Here is a 24536-nt window from a genome sequence, read left to right as displayed (position 1 = left end):
ACGAGTGAGGACTGGCCTCCGGCACCCGTCCGTACCGAGCGAGGCGCAGATGCCCAGGAACCTGTTGACAGTCTCCGGCGAGGCTGCCAGGCAGTACGCACACGACGAGTTGCGGCGGTCGATCCTGCTCGGTGACCTGGTACCCGGCCAGCGGGTGCTGGAGACCGAGTTCGCGGAACGGCTGGGCGTGACGAGGGCCGCTCTGCGCGCGGCCCTGCTCGACCTCTCCGTCGAGGGGCTGATCGAGCGTGTCCCGCGCCGCGGGGCGCGGGTACGGGGGATCACGGTGGAGGAGGCCGTCGCCATCACGGAGTGCCGCATGGTGCTCGAAGGGCTCTGCGCGGCCAGGACGGCGGTGCACGCCACCGACCGGCAGATCGACGAACTCGACGAGCTTCTCGCCCGGATGACCACCGCGGTCGCCCAGAGTGCCGTCGTCGCCTACTCCGATCTCAACCGCAGGCTGCACGCGCGCGTCAACGAGCTGTCGGGGCAGCGCATGGCGTGCGAACTGCTGGACCGGCTCAACGCCCAGCTCGTCCGCCACCACTTCCACCTTGCGCTACGACCGGGCCGCCCCGCGCAGTCCCTTCGTGAGCACCGGGCCCTGGTCGATGCGATCAGGGCTCGGGACCCGCAGGCCGCCGAGACGGCTGCCCGCTCCCACGCGGCCGGCGTCATCCAGGCGCTGCGCAGCACCCTTGCGCCAGCCGCGCCGACCGCCTTCGCATCCCCTTTCGTCAGGAGACACGATCATGACCCCGCCCCTCGGTGACATCGCCCATCTCGGCCATGTGGAGCTGCTCACCCCTGATCTGGAGGCCAGCGTCGCCTTCTTCACCGAGTACCTCGGGCTGACGGTGAACGGCCGCTCGGGTGACTCCGTGTACCTGCGTACATGGGACGACTACGAGCACCACAGCCTGGTCCTGACCGCTCACACCACGTCCGGTGTCCGCCGCACCGCGCTGCGCGCCTCCAGCGAGGAGGCGCTTCTGCGTCGAGTGAAGGAACTGGAGAACACCGGCCACGCGGGACGCTGGACGGAGGACGAACCCGGTCTGGGCCGCCTCTTCGTCACCACCGACCCCGACGGACACGAACTGGCCCTGTACTGGGAGTCCGAGCGCTACCAGGCTCCGGACGCGCTGGCGCCCGCCCTCAAGAACCAGCCGCAGGCGAAGCCCGGTCATGGTGTCGGCGTGCGTCGCCTGGACCACGTCAACTTCCTGGCCTCCGACGTCGCCGCCAACGGCGGCTTCCTCAGCAGGGTGCTCGGCGCCCGGCCGACCGAGCAGATCCGGCTGGACTCGGGCCGGATCGCGGGACAGTGGCTGACCTTCACCAACAAGTCCTACGACGTGGTGTACACCGAGGACTGGACCGGCTCCCAGGGCCGCCTGCACCACATCGCGTTCGCCACGGACTCCCGCGAGGACATCCTGTGTGCCGCCGACCTCGCCATCGACACGGGTGTGTTCATCGAGACAGGTCCGCACAAGCATGCGATCCAGCAGACGTTCTTCCTGTATGTCTACGAGCCCGGCGGCAACCGTATCGAGCTGTGCAACCCGCTCACCCGTCTGGTCCTCGATCCGGACTGGCAGCTGGTCACCTGGACCGAGGCCGAGCGGGCGAAGGGTCAGGCGTGGGGCCTGAAGACGATCGAGTCCTTCCACACCCACGGCACTCCGCCTGTGCGGAGCTGACTGCCGCCGCCTCGCGCCGGCGTTGCACACGGCTGGAGGCGACGCCGGCGGGGGTCAGTGAGCGCGCTGCCGCCTCCATAGCGGTGACTTCCCGACGCAACGGCTCAAGAACGTCGGATGTGCCCGGTGGGGCGCCGAGTACCTCTGCGGGACGAGACGGCTGCTCGGCCGGAGTCCGTCTCAGGCAGTGCGCCAGTCGGCTGATCCGGCATCCGAGGTCGGTGACGTCGGCTTCGGTGGGAGCGGCCGATCCCTGGGTCACCTGGATGCGTGCGGCGGTCGTCGCGTCCACCGCACGCTCGACAGCGGTCACCAAAGGCCACCACGACAGTGCCCTGCTGCCGGCCGGTGCCGGCTCACCCAGCGCGCGTTGCAGTTCCGTACGTACTGCCGAGAGGTCCCGGTAGAGGCGACGGCGCAGTTCTCCCGGCGACGACGGAGCTGTCGCGGAGGTGCCGAGGGACCGTTCCGAATAGCGGGCCAGGTCCTCGACGGCGTCCGCCAGTCGCGCTCCGACTCGGGTGTGCCAGCTTTCCGGCCAGAGCAGGTAGCCCGCGACGAGAGCGATCGCGCAACCGATCGCCGAGTCGAGCAGGCGCGGCAGCACCACCGCCGCACCTTGGTGACTGAGCATGTCCGACAACAGGAGGATCAGCGGGGTGATGGCGGCGGTCTGGTGTCCGTATCCCCTAGGCGTGAGAGCCGGGATGAGCGCGGCCAGACACAGGACGACGGGGACGTCCCACCATCCGCGCGGGATGCCCACGAACACCACGGCTGCCACCGCCAGGCCGGGGACCGTACCCGCGACGCGCAGGACCGCTCGGGAGAACACCGAACCGAAGTCGGGTTTCAGCACGAAGGTGACCGTGAGGGGGACCCAGTACGAGCGTGGCACGGGAACCAGGGAGATGACGGCCTGCGCGAGGCCGATACACGCAGCCAGACGTATGCCGTAACGCCAGGACGCGGCCGGGAGCGCCAAGAACCGGCCCAGGCCGTCGGGGGAACCGGCCGGCCTGCCGCCAGTTGGATCGTTCACCGGCTTGCCGGCGTTCTCCCGGCCCGCGGTGACAGCGGTGTCGGCCCTCTCCCACGGGCGGCCGGCTGCCACGGCGTCGGCCGCCCGGTGCAGCGCGGCCGGAAGGCCGGGTGATGTTTCGCGCGCGCCGATGCGGATGGCGGGGGCGGCTTCGATGAGGTGGGTCAGTGCGTCGAGCCGGGCGGTGAGACGGGCGGGCTCGCTTCCTTCGTCCTGCCGTGGCCGATGAGCCGCCAGCAGGTCGTACGCCTTGTCCAAGGCGTGCGTGAGCTTGCGGCGTGCTTCGTCGTAGTCGGTTTTAGCCGCCGCGCCGTCCGCGCAACAGAACAGCAGTTCGGCGACGGCACGATACGCCTGCGCGACGGCGGCCCGCTCCGGCGCCCACGGTCTCAGTGGCCACGCGAGCAGGGCGAAGGCCAGGACGAGCAGCGCACCGAGCGTCATCAGCGTCGGGGGGAGCCACCATGGTCCGGGCATGGGGAGCCCCGCACCGACCACCGTGTTGAGCAGAAGCAGCAGCCCCGACGCGGAGGCCACGGGGCCGAGAGCGGAGATGAGTCCCGACACCAGCGCGGTGGCGGTCACCACCGCGACCGTCAGCCATCCCCGGCCGAACACCGCGGCGCCCGAGAGCAGGCCGACGGCGCCGGCGAGCTGCGGCAGGGCGATGGCACGGATGCGGGTTCGGTAGCCGGCCCCGTTGTCGCTGGTGATGCCGTTGAGGGCGCCCATGGCAACCAGCGCGCCGTACAGCGGCCGGTCGGCCATGAGTCCGACGGCGAGAGGCAGCGCCGTGGCGAGGGCCGCGCGGATGACGGCGCCGCGGTTGACGGTGGTCGCCCAGCGGTGCCATCCGGGTCCGGAGCGCGGCCCTGCGGCGGTTCTTCGGCGTGGCGGTTCGTGCCCCTCGGCTGTTGACAATTTCGGCTCCCTCTATTGCGCCGGCGTTACCCGCCACCTACTGTTCTATGGAACAGACACACATTCTACTGAGTAGACAGCCGGAGTGCGGCACACGAGGCATGGGCCTGTGGCCACGCCCCCGCACGGACGCTCAGCACGGGAAAGGCGGGACATGAGCCAGGAGAGCGTCGAGCAGGCGATCGAGCGAGCGGGCGGGGCGGTGGCGCTGCTGCGCAACTCCCCGATCCGGCCGCACACGTTTCCCGTCGCCGCGGAGTTCACCAACTGGCGCAGCGAGCAGAGCGCGTGGCGTGACTCCGTCGCCCTGCTTGACCAGTCGCACCACATGACCGACCTGTACATCGAGGGCCCCGACGCGCTGCGGCTGCTGTCCGGCCTCGGGGTGAACAGCTTCGCCAAGTTCGGTCCCGGGCGGGCGAAGCAGTACGTGGCCGTCAACCACGACGGCCAGCTCATCGGCGACGCCGTGCTCTTCCACCTGGAGCAGGACAAGTTCGACCTGGTCGGACATCCGATGGTGCTGGACTGGGTGCAGTACAACCTGGAGACCGGCGACTACAACGCCACGACCGAGCGGGACGACAACTCCTATGACCGCGTGGCCGGACCGCCCAAGGTCTACCGCTTCGAGGTGCAGGGCCCGAACGCTGTGGGCCTGCTGGAGAAGGTCACCGGAGCCCCGGTCCCCTCGGTCAAGTTCTTCCACATGACCACGTTCACCATCGCGGGTCACCAGGTGCGCGCTCTGCGACACGGCATGGCCGGCCAGCCCGGCTTCGAGCTCTTCGGCCCCTGGGAGGAGGGCGACGCGGTCCGCGACGCCATCCTGGCCGTCGGTGACGAGTTCGGTCTGGTCCGGGCCGGCGCCAAGGCGTACTCCACCGCGAACCTGGAGTCGGCCTGGGTGCCCGCCCCGTTCCCGGCCGTGTTCTCGGGGGAGAAGATGAAGGGCTACCGCGAGTGGCTCAGCACCGAGGCCATGGGCTCGCTGGGCGGCTCGATGGACTCCGAGGACGTCACCGACTACTACGTGACCCCGTACGACATCGGTTACGGCTCAATCGTCGCGTTCGACCACGACTTCGTCGGCCGCGCGGCCCTGGAGGAGATCGCCAAGCAGCCGCGCCGCACCAAGGTCACGCTGGTCTGGAACGCGGACGACGTCGCCGCGGCCATCGGCTCGCTCTACCGGTCGGACGAACTGCCGGCCAAGTTCATCGAGTTCCCCAAGGCCCGCTACGCCCTCCACCAGAGCGACAAGGTCCTCGTCGACGGTCAGCTCGCGGGCATCTCCATGGACGTCGGCTACATCGCCAACGAGCGGGCCATGGTCTCCCTTGCCACCGTCGATCTCGCCCACAGCGAGCCGGGCACCGAGGTGACGGTGGTGTGGGGCGAGAACCCCAATTCCGCCAAGCCGGGCGTCGAGGCCCACCGTCAGGTGGAGATCCGCGCGACGGTGGCGCCTGCCCCCTACGTGCAGTTCGCCCGAGGCGCCTACCGCGACCGGTAGTCCCCGTCTCCGGCCCGGCTGGTGATTCATGCCCGCCCCGCATACCGGCCGGGCCGGCCGCGCTGCCGGAAGGGGGCGGACTTCACGAGCCGGCGCAACGGTGTCCGCACACAGCGGTGCCGCCGGCCCGACCGTCGCCGCCTCGGCGTGTCCGGGGCAGTGCGCGGCAGACCGGGAGCAGAGGGCCCCGGCCGCCCGTGGCAGCCGCCCCCTCCCGTTCCCGCGCGCCGCCTCTTCTGCGAGCAAGGAGCACGATGACCACTGTCCCCTCTTCCACGACCACCAGTGCGGCCCTGCTGCTGCGGGACTTCTCACTGGAGATGACCGGCAAGGACACGCCGAAACTGCGTTCCGCCGGGAGGCTCATCCCTCAGGGCACCCGCATCAACGTGACCTACCTCGGCAACGAGGACCTGTCGATGCGGCTGACCGCCGCGCGGGCGGTGAAGGACGGCGGCTTCGTCCCCGTGCCCCACGTCTCCGCCCGGCGCCTGGTCTCGCGGCAGGAACTCGAAGACTTCCTCACCGCCCTGCGGGACGAGGACACCCAGTCCGATCTCTTCGTCGTCGGCGGCGACCCCGCACGTCCCCACGGGCCCTACTCCGACTCCCTCGACGTCATCCGCTCCGGGCTGCCACACCGGTACGGCGTGCGGCACATCGGGATGAGCGGATATCCCGAAGGGCACCCGCAGATTCCGCGGGCCGCGTTGTGGTCGGCGCTCGAACAGAAGGCGGCGTTCCTGGCCTCCGAGGGTCTGGCCGCCGACATCATCACCCAGTTCGGATTCGACGCCGACCCGGTGCTCGCCTGGATCGAGGAGTTGCGCGAGCGGGGTGTCGACCTGCCGGTCCGCGTCGGCGTGCCGGGCCCCGCCGGGGTGCGCAGACTGCTGTCCTATGCGGCCCGTTTCGGAGTGGGCACCAGCACCTCCATCGCCCGCAAGTACGGCCTGTCGGTGACGAACCTGATGGGCACGGCCGGCCCCGACCGGTTCCTCCACGCCCTGGCGCAGCGATACGACGCCGCCGTCCACGGCGAGGTGAAGCTGCACTTCTACACCTTCGGCGGACTCGACGCCACCTCCACCTGGATCGACGACTTCCGCACCAAGGAGGGACTGAAGTGACCGCCACCCAGTACGCCCCGGCCGCCGCCGCACGGCGCCCCGTACCCGCACACCACGCCTCGCTGGTCGTGCAGGGCACGGACCGGGTCGGCATCGTCGCCGCGGTCGGCGGTCTCCTGAGCCGTCGCGGCGCGAACATCCTTTCGCTCGACCAGTACTCCGACCCTGATACCGGCGCCTTCTTCCAGCGCACCCTCTTCACCCTCGACGGTCTCCAGGCCGCGCTGCCGAGCCTGCGCGAGGAACTCGCCGAGCAGCTGGCGCAGGGCTTCGCTCTCGACTTCACCCTGCGCGACGTGTCGGCGCCCAAGCGGATGGCGGTCTTCGCCTCCAAGTCGGACCACTGCCTGCTCGACCTGCTGTGGCGCCATCGCCGCGGCGAGCTGCCGGTCAGCATCCCGATGGTGATCTCCAACCACCCGGACGTCGCGGAGGAGGTGCGCGCTTTCGGTATTCCCTATTTCCACGTTCCGTCCATGGGCGCGGACAAGTCGGCCGCCGAGGCCGAGCACCTGCGGCTGCTCAAGGACAACGTCGACTTCGTCGTCCTCGCCCGTTACATGCAGATCCTGTCGCCCGGTTTCATCGAGCAGGTCGGCGTGCCGATCATCAACATCCACCATTCCTTCCTGCCCGCCTTCATCGGCGCCGGCCCTTACGCCAAGGCCAAGGAACGCGGTGTGAAGCTGATCGGAGCCACCGCCCACTACGTCACCGAGGACCTCGACGAGGGACCGATCATCGAGCAGGACGTCGTGCGGGTCACCCATGCCGAGACCGCCAACGACCTCAAGCGCAGGGGCGCGGACGTCGAACGCGCCGTCCTCTCCCGCGCCGTCCTGTGGCACGCGGAGGACCGGGTCATCCGCAACGGCAACCACACCATCGTCTTCTCATGACCCGCCCCGAGCCGCGCCAGGGGGACACGCGATCATGACGACTCTCATCGACGGGAAGAAGACCGCCCGGGAGATCCGCGCATGGGTGGCCGACGAGGTGGCACGCACGGTGCGGGAGCGTGGGCGCGTGCCGGCCCTGGCGACCGTGCTGGTCGGCGACGACCCGGCGAGCGCCGTCTACGTGGCCGCCAAACGCAGCGCGATCCGCGAGGCGGGCATGGGCGACGTGCACCGGGCGTTGCCCCCGCACGCCTCCCAGGCCGAGGTCGCGGCCGTCATCGACGAATTGGCCCAAGACCGGGACGTCTCCGGCATCCTTCTGCAATTGCCGCTCCCCGGCGGCCTGGACGCGGGCGCTCTGATCGACCGTATCCCGGCCGGCAAGGACGTCGACGGCCTCACCACCACCAGCGCGGGACTGCTCGCCCGCGGAGCCGACGGTCTGCGCCCGTGCACCCCGGCCGGCGTCCTCAAGCTCCTGGACACCGAGGGAGTCCCCCTGCGGGGCGCTCACGCGGTCGTCGTCGGCCACTCCGAACTGGTGGGACGGCCGATGGCCCGGATGCTCCTCCAGCGCGACGCCACCGTCACAGTCGCCCACCGCCACACGCTCCGCCTCGCCTCCGTCACCCGGCAGGCGGACATCCTCGTCGTGGCGACCGGCGTGCCCGGCCTCATCGGCGCCGACCATGTCAAGCCGGGCGCCGTGGTCGTCGACGTCGGCATCCACCGCACCCCGGGCGGTCTCCAAGGGGACGTCCGGGCCAGAGAGCTGGACGGCCACGCCGGGCTCCTCACCCCCGTGCCCGGCGGTGTCGGCCCGATGACCATCGCCATGCTGCTGGCCAACACACTGGCAGCGGCGCGGCAGAGCCCGTCCCGCTCATGACGGATTTCGCCGCCCGGTCACCGATGCCCTCCTTCGATGCCCTGCCCGCACCGCACGGTGCGGCAGGGTGCGTCGTGATGGGCATCCTGAACGTGACACCGGACTCCTTCTCCGACGGCGGCGTCCACGCGGACACCGCGAGTGCCGTGCGGCACGGGCTCGCCCTGGCCGCCGACGGAGCCGACATCGTCGACGTCGGCGGCGAGTCCACCCGCCCCGGGGCCCGACCGGTACCCGCGGCCGAGGAGCTCGCACGGGTCGCACCGGTCGTACGCGAACTCGCCCGGTCAGGCGTCCGCGTCAGCATCGACACCATGCACGCCGAGGTGGCCCAGGCCGCTCTGGACGCCGGAGCCTGCCTGGTCAACGACGTCAGCGGCGGTCTGGCAGACCCACTCATGCCCGGCCTGATCGCGTCCACCGGTGTGCCGTACGTCGTGATGCACTGGCGGGCACCGAGCAGCAGCATGCACCGGCACGCCCACTACCAGGACGTCGTCCACACCGTACGGGCGGAGCTCGTGCGACGTGTTGAGGAGCTGACCGAACAAGGTGTGGACGAGCGGCAGCTCATCCTCGACCCGGGGCTGGGCTTCGCCAAGCGCCCGGAGCACGACTGGACGCTCCTGTCCCGGCTGCCGGCCATCACGGCGCTCGGCCTGCCCGTGCTCGTCGGCGCCTCCCGGAAGTCCTTCCTCACCGCCCTTCGCGGCTTCGGCTCGGAGCGGCCGGCCCGTCCCGCCGCCCGCGACGCCGCCACCACGGCGGTGTCCGCGCTGGCCGCCGCGTCGGGCGCCTGGGGCGTCCGGGTGCACAACGTGCCGGCCAACCGGGACGCCGTTGGAGTCGGCGCCGCCTGGCGTGTCCGCGGCCGGACACTCGGTGCGCCCGAGGCGGGGCCTCAGAAGCGGTAGGCGCTCATCTCCTTGGCCAGTTCGGCCGCCGCTGACTTCAGCCGGGCCGCGACGCGCGACTCCCACTCGGGATCAGCGGACGCCTCCGGACACACCAGGCCGAGCGCCGCGGACATCCCGGGCTCCGGCAGGCTGAACGCCACTCCGAGGGAAAGGACACCGGGCTCGCTCTCACCACGGTTGACGGCATAGCCGGCCTCGCGGGCCGTTCGCAGATCCTGGAGCAGGGACTCGACATCCGAGAGGGCCCTGTCGGTGACGGCCTGGGGCGGCGCATCCCGATACAGCTGGCGCAGCTGGTCGTCGCTCAGGGTCGACAGCAGCGCTTTGCCCACCCCCGTGACGTGAGCGGGCAAGGTGTCTCCGGTGCGCAGCGCCGCCCTGATGGTACGGCGGCTTTCCACGCCGTCGACATAGAGGACGTCCCGCCCCCGGGGAAGCGCCAGGTGAGCGGTCATCTCCGTGGAGGTGGCCAGCTCGGTCAGGACAGGCCGTGCCAGCACCCGGACGTCCAGGCCGCGGACGGCGGACAATCCGACGTCGACCAGGGCGGCACCGGGGCGGAACAACCGCGACGCCGAGTCCTGCCGCACGAAGTCGTAGTACGCCAGCATCGCCATGAGACGGTGTGCACTCGACCGCGCGATGCCCAGCTCCGCGGCGACGTCCGCGAGACTCAAGTGGTTGCGCTCGCTCAGCAGCAGCAGAATGCGCAGGGTGTTCTCCACCGAGGCGATCGGATAGGCCGGCGCCGCGCGGTCGCTCAGCGGCGGCATCTCGCCAAGGCGGTCGGGTGGATTCTCCATACGGTCAGCTTCCCACGCCGAGCCGGGGCCGTTCACGGGCTCCTGCATCACGGGCCGCCCCAGGCCGGTCGGATCGAGCGTCTTGTGACCCATAAGCTCGTCAGGCCGAGTCGCCCGTCCCTGGAGACCACACCGCATGACCGACCACCAGACGCTCTCTCTCGTGCTGAACATGATCAGAGGCGGAACGGCCGTCACCCGGCCCGCCCTCAGTCGCCTCACCGGGCTGGGCCGCACGATCATCACTCAACGGGTGGACCAGGCCATCAGGGCCGGTCTGGTGACCGAAGGGGAAACAGCACCCTCCACCGGGGGCCGCCCTTCCCGCACCCTTCGGATCGCGTCCGGCCGCGGCGTTGTGCTCGGCGCGCTGTTCGGCGCCAGCCAGTTGCATGTGGCCGTGACCGATCTCGACGGCACCGTGCTGGCCGACCGCCGTATGACCTGGGACATCGGGGGAGGTCCCGAAGCATCCTTGGAGACCCTGCGCGAGATCTCCGGCGAGCTGCTGACACCGCAGCTCCACGAGCGCCTGTGGAGCGTGTGCGCCGGGGTTCCCGGACCGGTCGACTTCACCCGCGGCACCCCTGTCCGGCCACCGATCATGGCGGGCTGGCACGCTTTTCCGCTGCGGGAACGGCTGGAAGCCCACTACGACGTGCCGGCGTGGGTCGACAACGACGCCAACCTGATGGCCCTGGGTGTCTGGAGCAGGACACGTTCCGTCGCCGGCGACAACATCCTGCTGGTCAAGGCGAGTACGGGTATCGGCCTGGGACTGATCTCCCAGGGCGGCCTGCACAGGGGTGCTCGGGGCTCGGCAGGGGATCTCGGCCACACGATCGTCGCGGAGGAGTCCCGCCTGCGGTGCCGGTGCGGAAAGTTCGGCTGCCTCGAAGCCCTGGCCGGCGGCTGGGCGCTCAGCCGTGACGCCCGTGCCGCGGCTCTGAGTGGGCGCAGCCCCTTCCTGGCCGAGCGGCTGGAAGGTACTCCGGAGTCCTTGACCGTCACCGACGTCGTCGAGGGGTGCCGGGCTGGAGACCCCGTGAGCACCGAGCTGATCACCAGGTCGGGTGAGCTTGTCGGTGCCCAACTGGCCACGCTGGTCAGCGTCTTCAACCCTTCGACGGTCTATCTGACCGGCCTGCTGGCCCAGGCGGGCGAAGCGTTCGCGGGCCCCGTGGCGGAAGCCGTGGCCCGGCGCTCCCTTCCCTTGGCCACCGATGAACTGGTCATCTCCGAGGCCGGCCTCGACCGCCAGGAGGGTGTCATCGGCGCGGCCACTTTGGCGGTCGACGAGCTGACCCGGCCCGACATGCTCGGCCGGTGGCTGCCGCGCGGGGACCCACGTGGAGGCCGGAGTGCGAGCATCGGGCCCCTCGCGTCCGGCGGCGGCTCGTCGTCCTACCCACGCTGAGTCATCGCGTCGGCCTCCTTCTCGCCCTGGGGCGATGTGTCAGGCGCTGTGGCCAGTGTGCCCACGTCGAGCAGGGCCTTCCGCACCGGCAGGACGGCCAGCAGACTGGCGGCGCAGACCCCCGCTATGAGTACGGCGACCGCGTTCGACGTGCCGAAACGCGTGTAGAGCGACTCCGCCAGCAACGGCACAAGCCCACCACCGACGATCGACCCGATCTGGAAACAGAGCGAGGCGCCGCTGTAGCGGACGGCCGCCGGGAACATCAGGGTGAGCATGGCCGGCTGAGCACCGTTGATGATGGAGTTCGCGATCGTCAGCAGGAACAGTCCGGCGAAGACGAGCGGCACCGCAGCGGTGTTCACCAGCAGGAACATCGGCCACACACCCACGGCCGCAAGTCCGGTACCGATGATGAACATCCGCTTGCGCCCGAACCGGTCGCTCGCCTGAGCGGCGCCCAGCATCATGGCGATCCACGGAACGCTGAGCACCACGGTGATCCACAACATCGTGCTGGAGTCCATGTCCAGCTGGTGCGTGCCGTAACTGATCATGTACACGGACAGCAGGGTGCCGAGCGTGGGCCCGGCCAGGGAGAGGAGGCTGCCCGACAGCACCTGCAGCGGCGACCGGCGGAACACCTCGACCAGCGGGATGCGCGCGATGTCCTGGTTCTCGCGGGCCTTCTCGAACTCTCCGGTCTCCGTGATCGACAGCCGTACCAGCAGGCCCACCACGATCAGCACCGCGCTGAACAGGAAGGGCAGCCGCCAGGCCCAGGACTGCAGTGCCGCGTCCGAGAAGACCTGAGTCATCAGCAGGAACGCCAGCTGGGACAGGAGAATCCCGGTGGGGATGCCTACCTGTGGGAAGGAACCGTAGAAGGCCCGTCGGCCCGGCGGCGCGTGCTCGACGGCCATGAGTGCGGCACCGCCCCATTCTCCGCCCACCCCGATGCCCTGAAGCAGGCGCAGAGCGACCAGCAGGATCGGCGCCCACACCCCGATCACCTCATAGGTCGGGAGAAGGCCGATCGCCGTGGTCGCCACTCCCATGGTGAGCAGTGAGAGCACCAGCATCGACTTGCGGCCGAGGCGGTCACCGAAGTGCCCGGCGACGATCGCGCCGAGCGGCCGGGCGATGAACCCGACCGCGAACGCCGCCAGCGCGGCAAGGGTGCCGCTGGTCTCGGAGAAGGCGGGGAAGAACTGCTCGCTGAACACCAGCGCCGCCGCCAGGCCGTAGATATTGAAGTCGTACCACTCGATGACGCTTCCGATATAGCTGGCCAGAGCGATCCTGCCCGTACTGGCGCGGCTCGGCATGAGGCACTCCTCCTTGAGTGAGCCTGACGGAGCGTCCTGTATAGCAGTCACTCATTCTGTAGTACAGACATCTGTCATTGGCCTGCTCATGCTCTTCACCGGCACACCTCCGGACCGGCCCGAAGATCAGGCGGCCTGCGGCACATCCGTCGCAACGTCGGCCCATCCCCCGTCCCGCGCCGAATCGACGACGGCCTGGGTGATCGCGGCAGCTCGCAGCCCGTCGGCAAACGTCGGCAGATCCGGCACCCGCTCCCCCCTGACCGCCGCGTAGGCGTCTGCGGCCAGATCGGCGAAGCACTCGTAGTACCCCTGGGGGTGACCGGCGGGCAGCGCGGCCGACCGGCCGGTGGGCGCCTGAGGACGGCCCGGGTCACGGAGCAGGACCTGATTGGCCTCGCGTCCACCGATCCACAGCGACTCCGGCGTCTCCTGACGGAAGGCATAGCTGGCATCCGGCCCGTCGAAGGAGAACGACAGCGCGTTCTTGTAACCTGCGGACGCCTGGCTCACCACCACCGAGCCGACCGCTCCCCCGTCCGTCCGCAGCAGGACGGCGGCTCCGTCCTCGGTCTCCACGGGGCGCACGGTGCCGTCGGGCGCGGGCCGCTCGGCGACAGCGCGCGCGAAGGAGGCGTTCACCCGCGTGATGCGCTGGCCCGTGACGAACTCGGCGAGGTCGCACCAGTGGACCCCGATGTCACCGAACGCCCGCGTGGCGCCGCCGTCCACCGGGTCCACCCGCCAGTTCGTGGCCTGCGCGTCGGCGAGCCAGTCCTGGAGGTAGCTGCCGTGGATGAGCCACGGCGGCCGGTGCCCCGGTCGCGTAAGCCGGGCCCGCGCCTCACGCACGGAGGCGTAGTAGCGATACACGAACGGCACGGCGGTGATCACCCCGCGCTCGGCCGCCAGCGCGGCCAGCTCCCGCGCGGTGGTGACGTCGGTGGCCAGCGGCTTCTCGCACACGACCGCGACACCGGCGGCGAGCGCGGCACGGGCGAAGCGGGCGTGCGTAGCGTTCGGGGTGCACACGTGCACCACGTCCACGCCGTGCCGCAGGACGTCTTCGACAGAGTCGAAACCGCGGCCGGCACCGAAAGCCTCTGCGGCGGCGCGCCCCTTCGCCGGGGTGGAGCCGACGACCCCCACGACCTCCGCCCCGGCCGTGACGGCGGACCGCGCGTGGACCGCCCCCATGAAGCCGGTACCTATGACAGCGACCCGGAGCTTGTCCATGGCACACCTCTCCCTCCGCCCCCACCGGGGCTAACGACTGATACGAGCTAAAGAAGCACAACGATCGATTGATTCAAGCGATACTTTTGCTCAGAATAGACTTAAGTACGCTCTGGAACCAGGAGAACGCATGAGCCACAGCCCCGGAACGGCACGCCAACCAGTCACGCTCTTCACCGGCCAGTGGGCCGACCTGCCGTTCGAGGAAGTCGCCCGCCTGGCGAGCGAGTGGGGATACGACGGCTTGGAGATCGCCGTGTCCGGGGACCACCTCGACCTCGCCCGGGCCGAGGAGGACCCGGACTACCTGCCGGCCAGGCTCGACGTGCTCGACCGGTACGGGCTGAAGGTCTGGGCGATCTCCCACCACCTCGGCGGCCAGGCCGTCTGCGACGACCCGATCGACTTCCGCCACCAGTCGATCCTGCGTCCGTCCGTCTGGGGCGACGGCGACGCGGAAGGCGTCCGCCGACGGGCCGCCGAGGACATGAAGCGGGCCGCCCGGGTCGCCCGCCGTCTGGGTGCGGACACCGTCGTCGGCTTCACCGGCTCGAAGATCTGGAAGTACGTGGCGATGTTCCCGCCGGTTCCCCAAGCCGTGATCGAGGACGGGTACGAGGACTTCGCCCGGCGCTGGAATCCCATCCTCGACGTGTTCGACGCGGAGGGCGTGCGCTTCGCGCACGAGGTGCACCCCTCGGAGATCGCCTACGACTACTGGACCAGCGTGCGTGCCCTGGAGGCGATCGGCCGCCGCCCCGCCTTCGGCTTCAACTGGGACCCGTCTCACATGATGTGGCAGAACATCGACCCGGTGGGCTTCATCACCGACTTCGCCGACCGCATCTACCACGTCGACTGCAAGGACACCCGCCTGCGGCGCCCCAACGGGCGGGCCGGGATCCTCGGCTCACACCTGCCCTGGGGAGACCCTCGGCGCGGCTGGGACTTCGTCTCCACCGGGCACGGGGACGTCCCCTGGGAGGACGCGTTCCGGGCACTCTCCTCGATCGGTTACACCGGCCCCATCTCCGTGGAATGGGAGGACGCCGGGATGGACCGGCTGCACGGCGCCGCCGAAGCCGTGGGCCGGATTCGCGCGGCGCTGTGGCCGCTGCCGCAAGCATCCTTCGACTCCGCCTTCAGCAATCAGTGACCACCGGTCCGGGGCGCTCACCGCACGGTGGCCCCGGCGTGCCGGCCCGGACGGCGTCGTATGGTCGTCGGGTGAAACACGGCGACGACGACAGCGCGACGACGTCCACCCGTACCGCTTCATCCCGTGCGGGCGGACGGCAGGGCAATGTGCGCCGCGTGCTGGAGTCGCTGCGCCTGCACGGCCCCTCCTCGCAGGCCGCGCTGGCCCGCCGCACCGAGTTGTCCCGGGCGACGGTGAACAGCATCGTCAAGTCCCTCAGGGAAGAGGGCATCGCTGAGACCCGCCCGGTCAACGGCCGGGAGTTCCTCGTCGCCCTGGTCTCCCGCCAGGGTGCCGTCATGTCCGTCCAGGTCAACGTCACGTCGCTGCGCGCGTCCCTCTTCGACTTCGGCACGCACGCGCGCCACGACGCCTCGGTCACGTTCCAGGAGGACACGGAGGAGGAGGGCGGCGACCCGGAACTCGTCGTCGACATGGTGCGCACCCTGGTCTCCCGGGCCGGGCTGCTGTCCACGGACCTGGCGGGCGTCGCGGTGGCCGTGCAGGCCCCGCTCGCCCGTGCGACGGGAACGGTCACGTCGTGGGCGCGGCTGCAACTGCCCGCGTGGCGGGACATCCCGGTGGCCGAAAGCCTCCAGGAGACACTCGGCGTGCCGGTATGGGCCGAGAACGACGCCAACCTGGCCGCCCTTGCCGAATGGACCTGGGGTTCGGGACAGGGGGCGGCCGACTTCCTGTACGCCATGTGTTCCGCGAAGGTGGGCGGCGGGCTTGTCATCGACGGACGGATCTATCGCGGCGGTGACGGTCTGGCCGGGGAGATCGGCCACATGGTGCTGGAGCCCGAGGGCCCCGTCTGCTTCTGCGGCAGCCGGGGCTGCCTGACCACCTTCGTCTCCGAGCGTTCCCTCCTGCATGCCCTCAAGTCCTCCGGTGGGGGCCACACCACGCTGCACCAGGTCATCGACAGTGCACGGCGTGGAGACCCGGCCTGCCGACGGGTCCTGTACGAGGCCGGCCGCCACCTGGGGCGTGCCTTCGCCAACACCGCCAAGCTCATGGCGCCCAGTGTCGTGGCGGTCGGCGGGACGCTCAGCAAAGCCGGGCCGCTGCTCTTCGACAGCCTCGTGTCCTCCGCCGAGGTGCAGAGCCTCAAGGTCGCCTCGCCGGACATCCGTTTCGTGCCGGCCGCACTCGGCGACGACGCGGCCCTGCTGGGCGGGGTGGCCATGGTTTTCGCCGAGACGGGGACCGGTGCCAGCGCCCTGCCCGCATGGGCGCTCCGGCAGCAGACCATTCAGAAACCGAACAGTCGCTGACGGAATCGTTGACAATCTCGGCCAGCAAGGCTGACGATGGCCGAGCCTGATCGGTGAACGGAACGTTTCCTGAACATTCCGCCACCTTTGCCTCTGACGTCATCTGTGACGCGCGAGCCGCCGCGAACAGATCATCGACAGCCGAGAACTCTTCGATGACGCTGCACACCGGGTGGTGAATACGCGTTTGGTCCCGGGTTGCCTGACTTCCCAGGACGAGACAACACCTGCCAAGCGCTGACGTTCGACCGCCCCCCGCCGCATGATTCGGACACGAATCCCGACGGAGGCGGAAACGTTCAGAACGTGAACGGTCTAAGGATCTCAATGATGAGAAGTCAACCGCCGAACGTGGCTCCCCAAGAGCCGGCCGCCTCCGCCGACACCGCGGGTCCCGACGAGGCCGTACCGGCCACGCCGGCGAACGGCGACACGAAGCTCTTCGTCCAGCTCACCGTCATGATGCTGCTGGAGTTCGCCGTCTTCGGGTCGTGGTTCGCGACCGTCGGCCTGGTGCTCGCCACGAACGGGCTGGCCACCGTCATCGGTACCGCCTTCACCCTGGCCGCTGTAGCCGCGATCGTCTCGCCGATGCTGCTGGGTGCCCTGGGTGACCGCTTCCTGCCGTCCCAGAAGGCGCTGGGTCTCGCCCACCTCCTCGGCGGCGTCACCATGCTGTTCCTGCCGGCCGCCGTGCGAGCCGGCGGTGGGGGACTCGTCCTCACCCTGACCTTCGTCTACATGCTGTTCTTCCAGCCCACCCTGGGACTGACCAACGCCATCGCCTTCCGGCACCTGGGAGCGAACCAGCGACGGTTCCCCTACGTCCGGGTGTTCGGCACAGTCGGCTGGGTCGTCGCCGGTGCCGTCGTCGGCTGGCTCGGCCTGTCCTCGTCGCCCAATCTCTTCTACGCCACCGCGCTCATCAGCTTCGCCCTCGGTGTCTACGCGTTCACCCTGCCCAACACGCCGCCGCCCGCCAAGGGTGTCCGCTTCTCCGTCGGCGACCTCGTCGGAGCCAAGGCGTTCCGGCTGCTGCGCCACCGCAACTTCACCGTGCTCATGGTGTGCGCCCTGTTCACCTCGGTCTCTCTCGGTGTGTACAACACCTACGCCTCCTCGTACGCCGGAGCGCTGGGCTTCTCCAACGTGGCCGGGACCCTCGCCCTGGGCCAGGCGTCCGAGGTGGCCTTCATCGTCACCATCCCCTTCGTGCTCAAGCACGTCGGCATGAAGTGGGCCCTGTTCGCCGGCATGTGCATGTGGGCCGTGCGCTTCGCGCTGTTCGTCCAGGCATCGAACGGCTCCCACGCAGTCGCCATCACCGCCGTGCTGCTCCAGGGCATCTGTCAGGACTTCTTCCTGGTCCTGGCCGCCATGTACATCGACGAGGTGGCCCCCGTCGAGCTGGCTGCCCAGGCCCAGAGCATGCTCATCCTCGTGGTGTCCGGCTTCGGTCAGTGCATCGGCTCCCTCACCTCCGGCTGGATCTATGACGCGACCGTGGGCGCCCAGGCGCACAGCGTGCCCGCCGACTGGAACACCATCTGGTCACTGCCCATCGCCTCGGCGGCCGTCGCCGCACTGGTGTGGGCCTTCTTCTTCCGCCTCCCCCGCGCCCGGCGCCCGGTGGTCCTCGAAGCCTGACCACCGGCCCCGCAGCAGCCCTCACCCGCACCGCACACCCCGAGGAGGTGGAGCACATGACACACCCGACGCCCACGGACCCCTACGGCGCGCGCTGGGCTCCACCGCTCCTCGACGGCTCGCACGCACCCCTCGGACTCTTCTGCGGTGCCTGGGCCCGCAGCCAGCGCCTCGGCCTGCGCGAGGTACGCGGCCCGACGCACGGTGACCGCCGGCCGAGGCGCGGACCTCGCCGGCGTCCGCCCGGTTCCGCCTGAACGGCGGCACGGGACTCCGAAGCACCGTAACGAGCCCGAAGGACTGTGAATCCCATGCGCGACACCTACGACGTGGTGATCGTCGGCAGCGGCCCCGCAGGAGCGGCCTACGCCCGGACCATCAAGGAGGCGCGGCCCACCGCGCGCGTCCTGATGGTCGAGGCGGGGCCGGTCGTGTCGGACCCGCCCGGACGCCATGTACGCACCATCACCGACCCGCGCGAGCGCGTCGCTGCGCAGTTCGCCTCCCAAGGCCCGCAGGCCCGCCCCGCCGACTACGAGGAGCAGGTCGCCCGCGCCCTGTCCCCGTCCCGCGGCCGGTCCGCCGGTCTCGTGGCCCGCCCCGGGACCTGGCTGCTCGACACGTCGGCTCCCGCCGAGGGCGAGACCGGCTTCCCGGCCGCCGCGCTGTCCAGCAACGTCGGCGGCATGGGCGCCCACTGGTCGGGCGCCTCCCCCTGGCCTGATGCGGCCGAGCTGTCCAAGGACCTCGACCCGGACCGGTTCGACGCCGCGCTGACCGACGCGCGCCGTCTCCTCCAGGTCACCCAGAGCGCCTTCGAACAGGCCCCGCTCGGCGCCGACGTACGCCGCCTTCTCGGCGCCCACTACAACCCGGGCCGCAACGCCGACCGTGTGGTCCAGCCCATGCCGCTGGCCATGGAGGTGCGACCTGACGGCCAGCGCTACTGGACCGGCCCCGGCGTCATGCTCGGCGATCTCCTCACCAGCCACGGGGACGGATTCGAACTGCGCTCCGACACCGCCGCCAGGCGCATCCTGACCACCGCCGGCCGGGCGGACGGAGTGCTGCTGCACGACCGGCTCGAAGACCGTGAGTACGAGGTCGGCGCCCGGTTCGTGGTCGTCGCGGCCGACGCACTGCGCTCCCCACAGCTGCTCAGCGCCTCCGGCATCCGCCCCGCCGCGCTCGGGCACTACCTCAACGAGCACACGATGACCACCAACACCATCCAGCTCGACGACTCCCTGCGCGCCGCCGCCCAGGGCCTTCGCAAGACCAGCGAAGGCGCCGTCGACGTCCTCGCCGGAGTCAGCTGGGTCCCCTTCCACGACCCGTCCTTCCCCTTCCACGGCCAGGTCACCCAGTGGGACGCGTCCCCCATCCCGGTCGACGACACCTTCGAGGCATGGCCGGGATCGGTCGTGGAGTGCTCGGTCTTCATGGGCAAAGCCGAGGTCCGCTACGAGGACCATCTGGAGTTCGACGACAGTCGTCCCGACTACTTCGGCATGCCGTCCATCAAGGTGCACTACACCTTCACCGAAGCCGACCGACAGCGGCTCGACGCCGCCGTCGCCGAGGCCAAGCGCATGGGTTCCCTGCTCGGCGAACCCATCAACGGCCTGGAGCCCGCCGTCATGCCGCACGGCGCGTCCCTGCACTACCAGGGCACCACCCGCCTCGGCAGCGACGACACCACCAGCGTCGTCGACACCTCGCTGCGCGTCTGGGGCAACGACACGCTCTACGTCGGAGGCAACGGCGCCATCCCCACCCCCGCCGCCTGCAACCCCACCCTCACGACCGTCGCCCTGTGCGTCCTGGGCGCCCGCGACCTCGCCGGCCGGCTCTGACCACCACCTCCTGACGAGGACAAGGACATGTTCGACAACTTCCTGATCCGCCCGGACAGCCTGCGCAACGAGCAGCGCGACGGACAGACCACCGGCTTCACCCTGGCCGTCCGCCACGCCAACTACCGCGGCTGCTACCTCTCCCTCCACAACGGCTACTACCTGGAGGTCGACGGAACCGAATACCCCACCTCCGTCCAGACCTTCGAGATCAACGGCAAGGCACCCCGGACCTTCGACGAGATCCGCACCGCCGTGCACGAACACTGGGACTACGACGACGAGGGCATCCTGCACATCGCCGCCCCCGGCGGACTCGCCCCCGGCCGCCACACCATCCGCCTCCAGCAGTCGGTCCTCGCCGCCTACGGCTACCTGCCCACCGACGAGGAATGGGTGAAGAACCCGCCCAAGCCCGGCTCCGGCGCAGGCTCGGACAAGACCCCCGAGATCGTCACCTACACCCTTGACCTGACCGAAGCGGAGGCCGCCCGATGACCACGACCATCCGGCGAGGCGTATCCCTCTACAGCTACCAGCAGTCCCAATTCTTCAAAGAACTGATGCTGGAGGACCAGATCCGCGAGGTCGGCCAGAACCTCGGCGGCGCCGACGGCATCGAACTGATCGACGAGATGTCCCTGCGCTACCCCGAACCGGGCGACGACTTCCGCCGCCAGTGGTTCACCTGGATGGACACCTACGGCACCAGGCCCGTCGCCATGGACGTCGGCATGGACGTCCTGCAGTTCCGCGACCACGTCATGACGTACGAGGAGTGCGCCGACCGGCTCCGCCACGACATCCGCCTGGCCAAGTCCCTCGGCTTCAGCAACGTGCGCGTCCTGTCGGTCGTCCCCGTCGAGATCCTGGTCTCCGCGCTGCCCCTGGCCGAGTCCCTCGACATCCGGCTCGGCAAGGAAATCCACCAGCCGATGAACCTCGAAGGCCGGGAAGTCGGTGACATCCTCGACGTCGTGGAACGCACCGGCACCAAGCACCTCGGCATCGTCCCCGACCTGGGCATCTTCCAGTTCCGCCCGTCCGAGGTCCTGCTCGCCTGGCTGGAACGGCGCGGAGCCCAGCCCACCGCCTCCACCGCCTCCGTGGACCTCGCCCTGCTCATCCGCCGCGGCGAAGCCCCCTTCGACCTCTCCCCGCTCGCCCGGCACACCGCCGGCAACCTGCGCTCCGACTTCAACCGCTTCCTGAACACCGGGCAGTGCGAGCCGGACTTCGCCTCCGTCTTCACCGCCGTCAAGAAGTACGCCGACGACCGCGTCCAGGACGCCCGGGACATCGACTACCGCACCGTCGCCGAGGCCCTGATGCTCTCCCGCACCTCCGCCGACACCCTCCGCGAGATCGCGCCGCACGTCATCCACGTCCACGGCAAGTTCAACAACATGTCCCCGGTGCCCGACGCCCCCGGCCAGTACCAGGAGATCTCCATCGACTACGACGCCGCCATCGGCGCGCTCAAGGCCGGCGGCTTCAACGGCTACATCAACTCCGAGTACGAGGGCCAGCGCTATTTCCAGGACCGCGGCCGCGAAGACCTGATGAGCGAGGTGGACCAGGTCCGCCGCCACCAGGAGATGCTGCGGAGGCTGATCGCCTCATGAGCACCCGGCACATCGCCCCTGCCGTACGGCCCACCGGACGCCTTGTCGCCTTCATCGGCGCCTACGGGGACACCACCGACCCCAAGGCCGGCGGTATCACGACCCTCCACGTGTCGTGGGACGGTCGCGAACTGGTCCATGCGCACCACACCGCCGAACCGCGGGACGCCGGCTACTTGGTGTACGCACCCGGCACCCGGACCCTGTACGCGGTGGACGAACGCAAGACCGACGGACGCGGGCCGGTCGAACCACCGGCCGCCGTCCACGCGCTGACGGTCTCGGAGCGCGACGGGCGTCTCAGCCCTCTCAACTGGCTGCCCGCACCCGGCCCACGCCCCACCTATCTCGGGCTGGACGAGCAACAGGGGGTACTCGTCACCGCCAACCACGGTGACTTCGACCACGTGGAACACGTGGTCCGCGCCGACGACGGCACCTGGCACACCGAATACCTCTACGACGACTCGACCGTGCTCCTGTACGGCCTGTCCGCCGACGGACGCCTCGCCGCGCTGCGCGACGTGCGGGTCATGGAAGGCCACGGCAAGGACCCGAACTTCTCGCCGCAGGCCGGCGGACACGGACAATCCGGCGCGCACGCGCACTGCGCCGTCATCGACCCGACCGGCCGCTGGGTACTGGTCGGCGACAAGGGAACCGACCGCATCCTCGTGTACCGGCTCGGTACGACGCTCGAACTCGCCCACACCTGCCAGCTGCCACCAGAGACCGGCCCCCGCCACATCGCCTTCGCACCAGACGGCGACCGGGCCTACGTGACGTACGAATTCGCGTCCGAGATCGCCTCGTACTCCTTCGATCCCTCCTCTGGAGAATTGCGCGAGCTGGCCAGGACCTCGACCCTGCCCTCCGGTTTCACCCGCCTCAACGAGCCCGCTGAGGTCCGCGTCCACCCCGGCGGCGGCTTCGTGTACGTCAACAACCGCGGAGAAGACACTGTGGTCTGGTTCCGCGCGGACCCGGACGGTGGCCTCACCCGGGCCGGACATGTACCGCTCGCGCCCTCAATTCACCCTGGACTAGCGGCCCGCAGCTTTGCCTTCGACCCTTCCGGCACCTTCCTCCTCGTCGCCGACCGGCCGGCGAACCTGGTGCGCTCGTACGCGGTCGACCCCGACGAGGGCACGCTGGCTCCGCTCTCCGAGTTTGGGGTCTCCCAGCCGGCCTTTGTGGAGTTCGGGGTATTGCCGGACTGACATTGCGTGAACCGAGGACGTGAGCGACGGGGCCGAGGAAGCATCCTGATGTGGGTGGTCGAGAAGTCCCAGTACGGTGCGGCTCCTGGACGGGGCCTCGCGTACAGCTAAGGGACGCCATGGCTGACGCCCTTCCCACGACGAGTCAAGCTGGCCGCGCCCAAAGCAACGATGCGTCGGGCGCGGCTAACGAGAGGGACTGGCTGGAGTGTGGGACGGGGCCGGGTCGAAGAAATCGCCGCTGGCCTCCGCCAGCGCCGGATCCAGCCTTGGTGCAGCCCGGTCGGGACAGTCTTCTGCGTCGCCTCTCGAAGCAGTACCGAGGCCGTCATCGTCGTACAAGCGCAACATGCGAGCAGCGCTCATCACCACGAACCTTCGAAGCAAGATCCGGACCATACCCGGACCAGCCGTCCGCAGCTTGTGGCGATCGGAGCTGTTTTAGCTGGTCAAGCTGCATCTGAGCCGTGTACCACCAGCAGACGAAGAACCTCCTGGTGTCGTACTCCGCGAAGAAGCTCGGCTTCTTCTAGAGGCACGGCTGAAGGCGCCTGACCTGGTCATTTACTCGTCAGGCGCCTTCACCTCCTGGTTCCTCCCCTCGCCCTCCCGCTTCTGACCAGCGCTTCCGGACCAGTCACGGACCAGAACCCCGACTCACCCTGCAGGCGCCGCGTCTTCCTGAATTGGACAGCGCGCCGTATCACCCGTGCAGGTCACGCGCCGGCGCTCAACTCGTTGACGGGGTACGGGGCGGGTTGCCCGGTCAGGACCCGTACGGCCTCTTCCGCGGCGATGGTGCGGACCGCGCCGATGGCTTCCTCGGAGTAGTAGGCGGCGTGCGGGGTGATGATGACGTTGGGCAGTTCGAAGAGGGGGTTTCCCGGCTGCCAGTCGCGTTGCTTCGCGGGTTCCTCCTCGATGTCGTCCACCGCCGCGCCGGCGATCCACCCCTCGGTCAGCGCCTCGTACAGCGCCGTGTCCGCTGGAGGAGTACCCGGCCGGCTCACAGGGACCACCGCCACGCCACGCCATGCCCGAGCGGCGGGACGACCTGCTGCTGGCGCCGGCAGGCGCACGACCAAACCCGAGTAGCCCACCGGGACCTGATGCGGAAGACACGCAAGGCACCTACGCCACGGACGGGGCACTCGGGTTCGCCCCGTCTTCCCCTCCCTCGGGGAGCTGCGCGACGCCGGGTCGCAGGCGGTGGTCGTCGGGCGTGATCAGCCCTTCGTGCGCGTGCGGTGCACCCTGCCCCGTCACCGCGATGTACCGAACCGACCCCGCACGGGTGAGCCGGCCTTACCGTCCGCGGCCGTCCAAGGTCCCGGCACGCCGGCAGCGCACGCTCTCAGCCCCGCTGCGGTGTCCGGTCGTGCTCCATGACGGCGATCCTGGCCAGTTTGGTCAGCATCATGCCGTTGCGGACCTCGACGAGGTAGTCCACGGGCAGTCCGTGCATCCGGATGCCGGGGCCCCTCAGCGCGTGCCAGTCGAGAACGAAGAGCGTGGCCTCACCCCAGGGCATCAGCTTCATGGCGATGCGGGCCGCGCCGAACGGTTCGGCCTTCGCCTCCAATTCCAGGCGGCGCTCGGGTTCGCAGACGCGCACGACGCAGGTGTCGTCGAGGACCAGCGGGCCCACACCGACCCTGACCCGCAGCCGGGCGCCCACCTGCGGCCAGTGCGGGTCCACGGCGAGCACCCGCTGGGTGCCGGTCACCCACTCCCCGTAGCGGTGTCCGTCGGCCAGCAGGCTCCAGACCTCGGACGGGGTACTCAGGATCAGGCGACGGTTGCGGGCCAAGCTGAACACGCTCCCTAAGAACGACGGAGCGCCGACACTAGCCCGGGGATCCGGCCGCCCCGGGTAACGCGCCGGGACATGAGACCGTCCGGA

At 69.9% G+C, this 24536-nt stretch carries 21 protein-coding genes; 15 read left to right on the top strand and 6 right to left on the bottom strand.

The genetic code is table 11. The features are described from left to right. The first annotated feature begins 49 nt into the window (after window positions 1-49). Together K7854_RS16950 and K7854_RS16945 are read left to right on the top strand one after the other, a co-directional pair. On the top strand, window positions 50-775 hold the full coding sequence (locus K7854_RS16950; protein ID WP_226027355.1) for a GntR family transcriptional regulator: 726 nt from the start codon (window positions 50-52) through the stop codon (window positions 773-775). Further along, a complete protein-coding gene (locus tag K7854_RS16945) occupies window positions 756-1709 on the top strand; it encodes a catechol 2,3-dioxygenase (protein WP_226027354.1) in 954 nt (317 codons plus the stop codon). The genes K7854_RS16950 and K7854_RS16945 overlap by 20 nt, the downstream gene beginning before the upstream one ends. On the opposite strand, the gene K7854_RS16940 is transcribed toward K7854_RS16945, so the two are convergent. Further along, window positions 1612-3519 carry an FUSC family protein gene (locus tag K7854_RS16940; protein ID WP_226027353.1) on the bottom strand — a complete coding sequence of 636 codons (1908 nt, stop codon included), beginning with the start codon at window positions 3517-3519 and terminating at the stop codon, window positions 1612-1614. The genes K7854_RS16945 and K7854_RS16940 overlap by 98 nt on opposite strands. Window positions 3520-3826: 307 nt before the next feature. Here K7854_RS16940 and K7854_RS16935 point away from each other — a divergent pair, with 307 nt between their 5' ends. The 5 genes from K7854_RS16935 to folP all read left to right on the top strand — a co-directional run bounded on the left by K7854_RS16935 (window position 3827) and on the right by folP (window position 9020). Continuing rightward, entirely contained in the window at window positions 3827-5188 is a 1362-nt protein-coding gene (locus K7854_RS16935; protein ID WP_226027352.1) for an aminomethyl transferase family protein, read from the top strand. A gap of 254 nt (window positions 5189-5442) precedes the next feature. Then, complete coding sequence (locus tag K7854_RS16930; RefSeq protein ID WP_226027351.1) at window positions 5443-6318, top strand: methylenetetrahydrofolate reductase; 876 nt, start codon at window positions 5443-5445, stop codon at window positions 6316-6318. Then, entirely contained in the window at window positions 6315-7217 is a 903-nt protein-coding gene (gene purU / locus K7854_RS16925; RefSeq protein WP_226027350.1) for a formyltetrahydrofolate deformylase, read from the top strand. Before K7854_RS16930 ends, purU begins: the two co-directional genes overlap by 4 nt. A gap of 34 nt (window positions 7218-7251) precedes the next feature. Beyond that, window positions 7252-8106: a bifunctional 5,10-methylenetetrahydrofolate dehydrogenase/5,10-methenyltetrahydrofolate cyclohydrolase gene (locus K7854_RS16920; RefSeq protein ID WP_226027349.1), complete on the top strand. Its 855-nt coding sequence runs from the start codon at window positions 7252-7254 to the stop codon at window positions 8104-8106. Window positions 8107-8183: 77 nt separating this feature from the next. Beyond that, window positions 8184-9020 carry a dihydropteroate synthase gene (gene folP, locus K7854_RS16915; protein ID WP_308112541.1) on the top strand — a complete coding sequence of 279 codons (837 nt, stop codon included), beginning with the start codon at window positions 8184-8186 and terminating at the stop codon, window positions 9018-9020. Here folP and K7854_RS16910 read toward each other — a convergent pair. After that, on the bottom strand, window positions 9008-9919 hold the full coding sequence (locus K7854_RS16910) for an IclR family transcriptional regulator (protein WP_226027348.1): 912 nt from the start codon (window positions 9917-9919) through the stop codon (window positions 9008-9010). The genes folP and K7854_RS16910 overlap by 13 nt on opposite strands. A 43-nt stretch (window positions 9920-9962) precedes the next feature. Between K7854_RS16910 and K7854_RS16905 the strand changes: the two genes are divergently transcribed. Further along, on the top strand, window positions 9963-11243 hold the full coding sequence (locus tag K7854_RS16905) for an ROK family protein (RefSeq protein ID WP_226027347.1): 1281 nt from the start codon (window positions 9963-9965) through the stop codon (window positions 11241-11243). On the opposite strand, the gene K7854_RS16900 is transcribed toward K7854_RS16905, so the two are convergent. Both K7854_RS16900 and K7854_RS16895 read right to left on the bottom strand, forming a co-directional pair. Beyond that, window positions 11231-12571 carry an MFS transporter gene (locus K7854_RS16900; RefSeq protein ID WP_226027346.1) on the bottom strand — a complete coding sequence of 447 codons (1341 nt, stop codon included), beginning with the start codon at window positions 12569-12571 and terminating at the stop codon, window positions 11231-11233. The genes K7854_RS16905 and K7854_RS16900 overlap by 13 nt on opposite strands. 126 nt (window positions 12572-12697) lie before the next feature. Next, window positions 12698-13807: a Gfo/Idh/MocA family protein gene (locus tag K7854_RS16895; protein WP_226027345.1), complete on the bottom strand. Its 1110-nt coding sequence runs from the start codon at window positions 13805-13807 to the stop codon at window positions 12698-12700. A gap of 130 nt (window positions 13808-13937) precedes the next feature. Here K7854_RS16895 and K7854_RS16890 point away from each other — a divergent pair, with 130 nt between their 5' ends. The 7 genes from K7854_RS16890 (at window position 13938) to K7854_RS16860 (ending at window position 22633) form a co-directional block, all read left to right on the top strand. Then, window positions 13938-14963: a sugar phosphate isomerase/epimerase family protein gene (locus K7854_RS16890; RefSeq protein ID WP_226027344.1), complete on the top strand. Its 1026-nt coding sequence runs from the start codon at window positions 13938-13940 to the stop codon at window positions 14961-14963. A 71-nt stretch (window positions 14964-15034) separates the two neighbouring features. Further along, window positions 15035-16285 (top strand): ROK family transcriptional regulator, encoded by a 1251-nt coding sequence (locus K7854_RS16885; protein ID WP_226027343.1) that lies wholly within the window; start codon window positions 15035-15037, stop codon window positions 16283-16285. A 351-nt stretch (window positions 16286-16636) separates the two neighbouring features. Next, window positions 16637-17932 carry an MFS transporter gene (locus tag K7854_RS16880; RefSeq protein ID WP_226027342.1) on the top strand — a complete coding sequence of 432 codons (1296 nt, stop codon included), beginning with the start codon at window positions 16637-16639 and terminating at the stop codon, window positions 17930-17932. A 311-nt stretch (window positions 17933-18243) separates the two neighbouring features. After that, the gene (locus K7854_RS16875; protein ID WP_226027341.1) at window positions 18244-19788 is read left to right on the top strand and encodes a GMC oxidoreductase; all 1545 of its coding nucleotides are present in this window, start codon (window positions 18244-18246) and stop codon (window positions 19786-19788) included. Between the two features lie 27 nt (window positions 19789-19815). Then, window positions 19816-20286, top strand: coding sequence for a C-glycoside deglycosidase beta subunit domain-containing protein (locus tag K7854_RS16870; protein WP_226027340.1), 471 nt, complete (start codon window positions 19816-19818; stop codon window positions 20284-20286). Next, window positions 20283-21413, top strand: coding sequence for an IolE/MocC family protein (locus K7854_RS16865; protein WP_226027339.1), 1131 nt, complete (start codon window positions 20283-20285; stop codon window positions 21411-21413). The genes K7854_RS16870 and K7854_RS16865 overlap by 4 nt, the downstream gene beginning before the upstream one ends. Further along, the gene (locus K7854_RS16860) at window positions 21410-22633 is read left to right on the top strand and encodes a lactonase family protein (RefSeq protein ID WP_226027338.1); all 1224 of its coding nucleotides are present in this window, start codon (window positions 21410-21412) and stop codon (window positions 22631-22633) included. Before K7854_RS16865 ends, K7854_RS16860 begins: the two co-directional genes overlap by 4 nt. A 716-nt stretch (window positions 22634-23349) precedes the next feature. On the opposite strand, the gene K7854_RS16855 is transcribed toward K7854_RS16860, so the two are convergent. Beyond that, window positions 23350-23643 carry an NAD(P)-dependent oxidoreductase gene (locus K7854_RS16855; protein ID WP_226027337.1) on the bottom strand — a complete coding sequence of 98 codons (294 nt, stop codon included), beginning with the start codon at window positions 23641-23643 and terminating at the stop codon, window positions 23350-23352. Window positions 23644-23987: 344 nt separating this feature from the next. After that, entirely contained in the window at window positions 23988-24443 is a 456-nt protein-coding gene (locus tag K7854_RS16850; RefSeq protein ID WP_226027336.1) for an SRPBCC family protein, read from the bottom strand. Window positions 24444-24536: the final 93 nt, after the last annotated feature.

This window comes from Streptomyces hyderabadensis, from assembly GCF_020404845.1.
In the GTDB taxonomy this organism is placed as follows: domain Bacteria; phylum Actinomycetota; class Actinomycetes; order Streptomycetales; family Streptomycetaceae; genus Streptomyces; species Streptomyces hyderabadensis.
The sequence above is the reverse complement of the archived record's forward strand: the minus strand, read 5'-3'. Positions and strand labels throughout refer to the sequence as shown.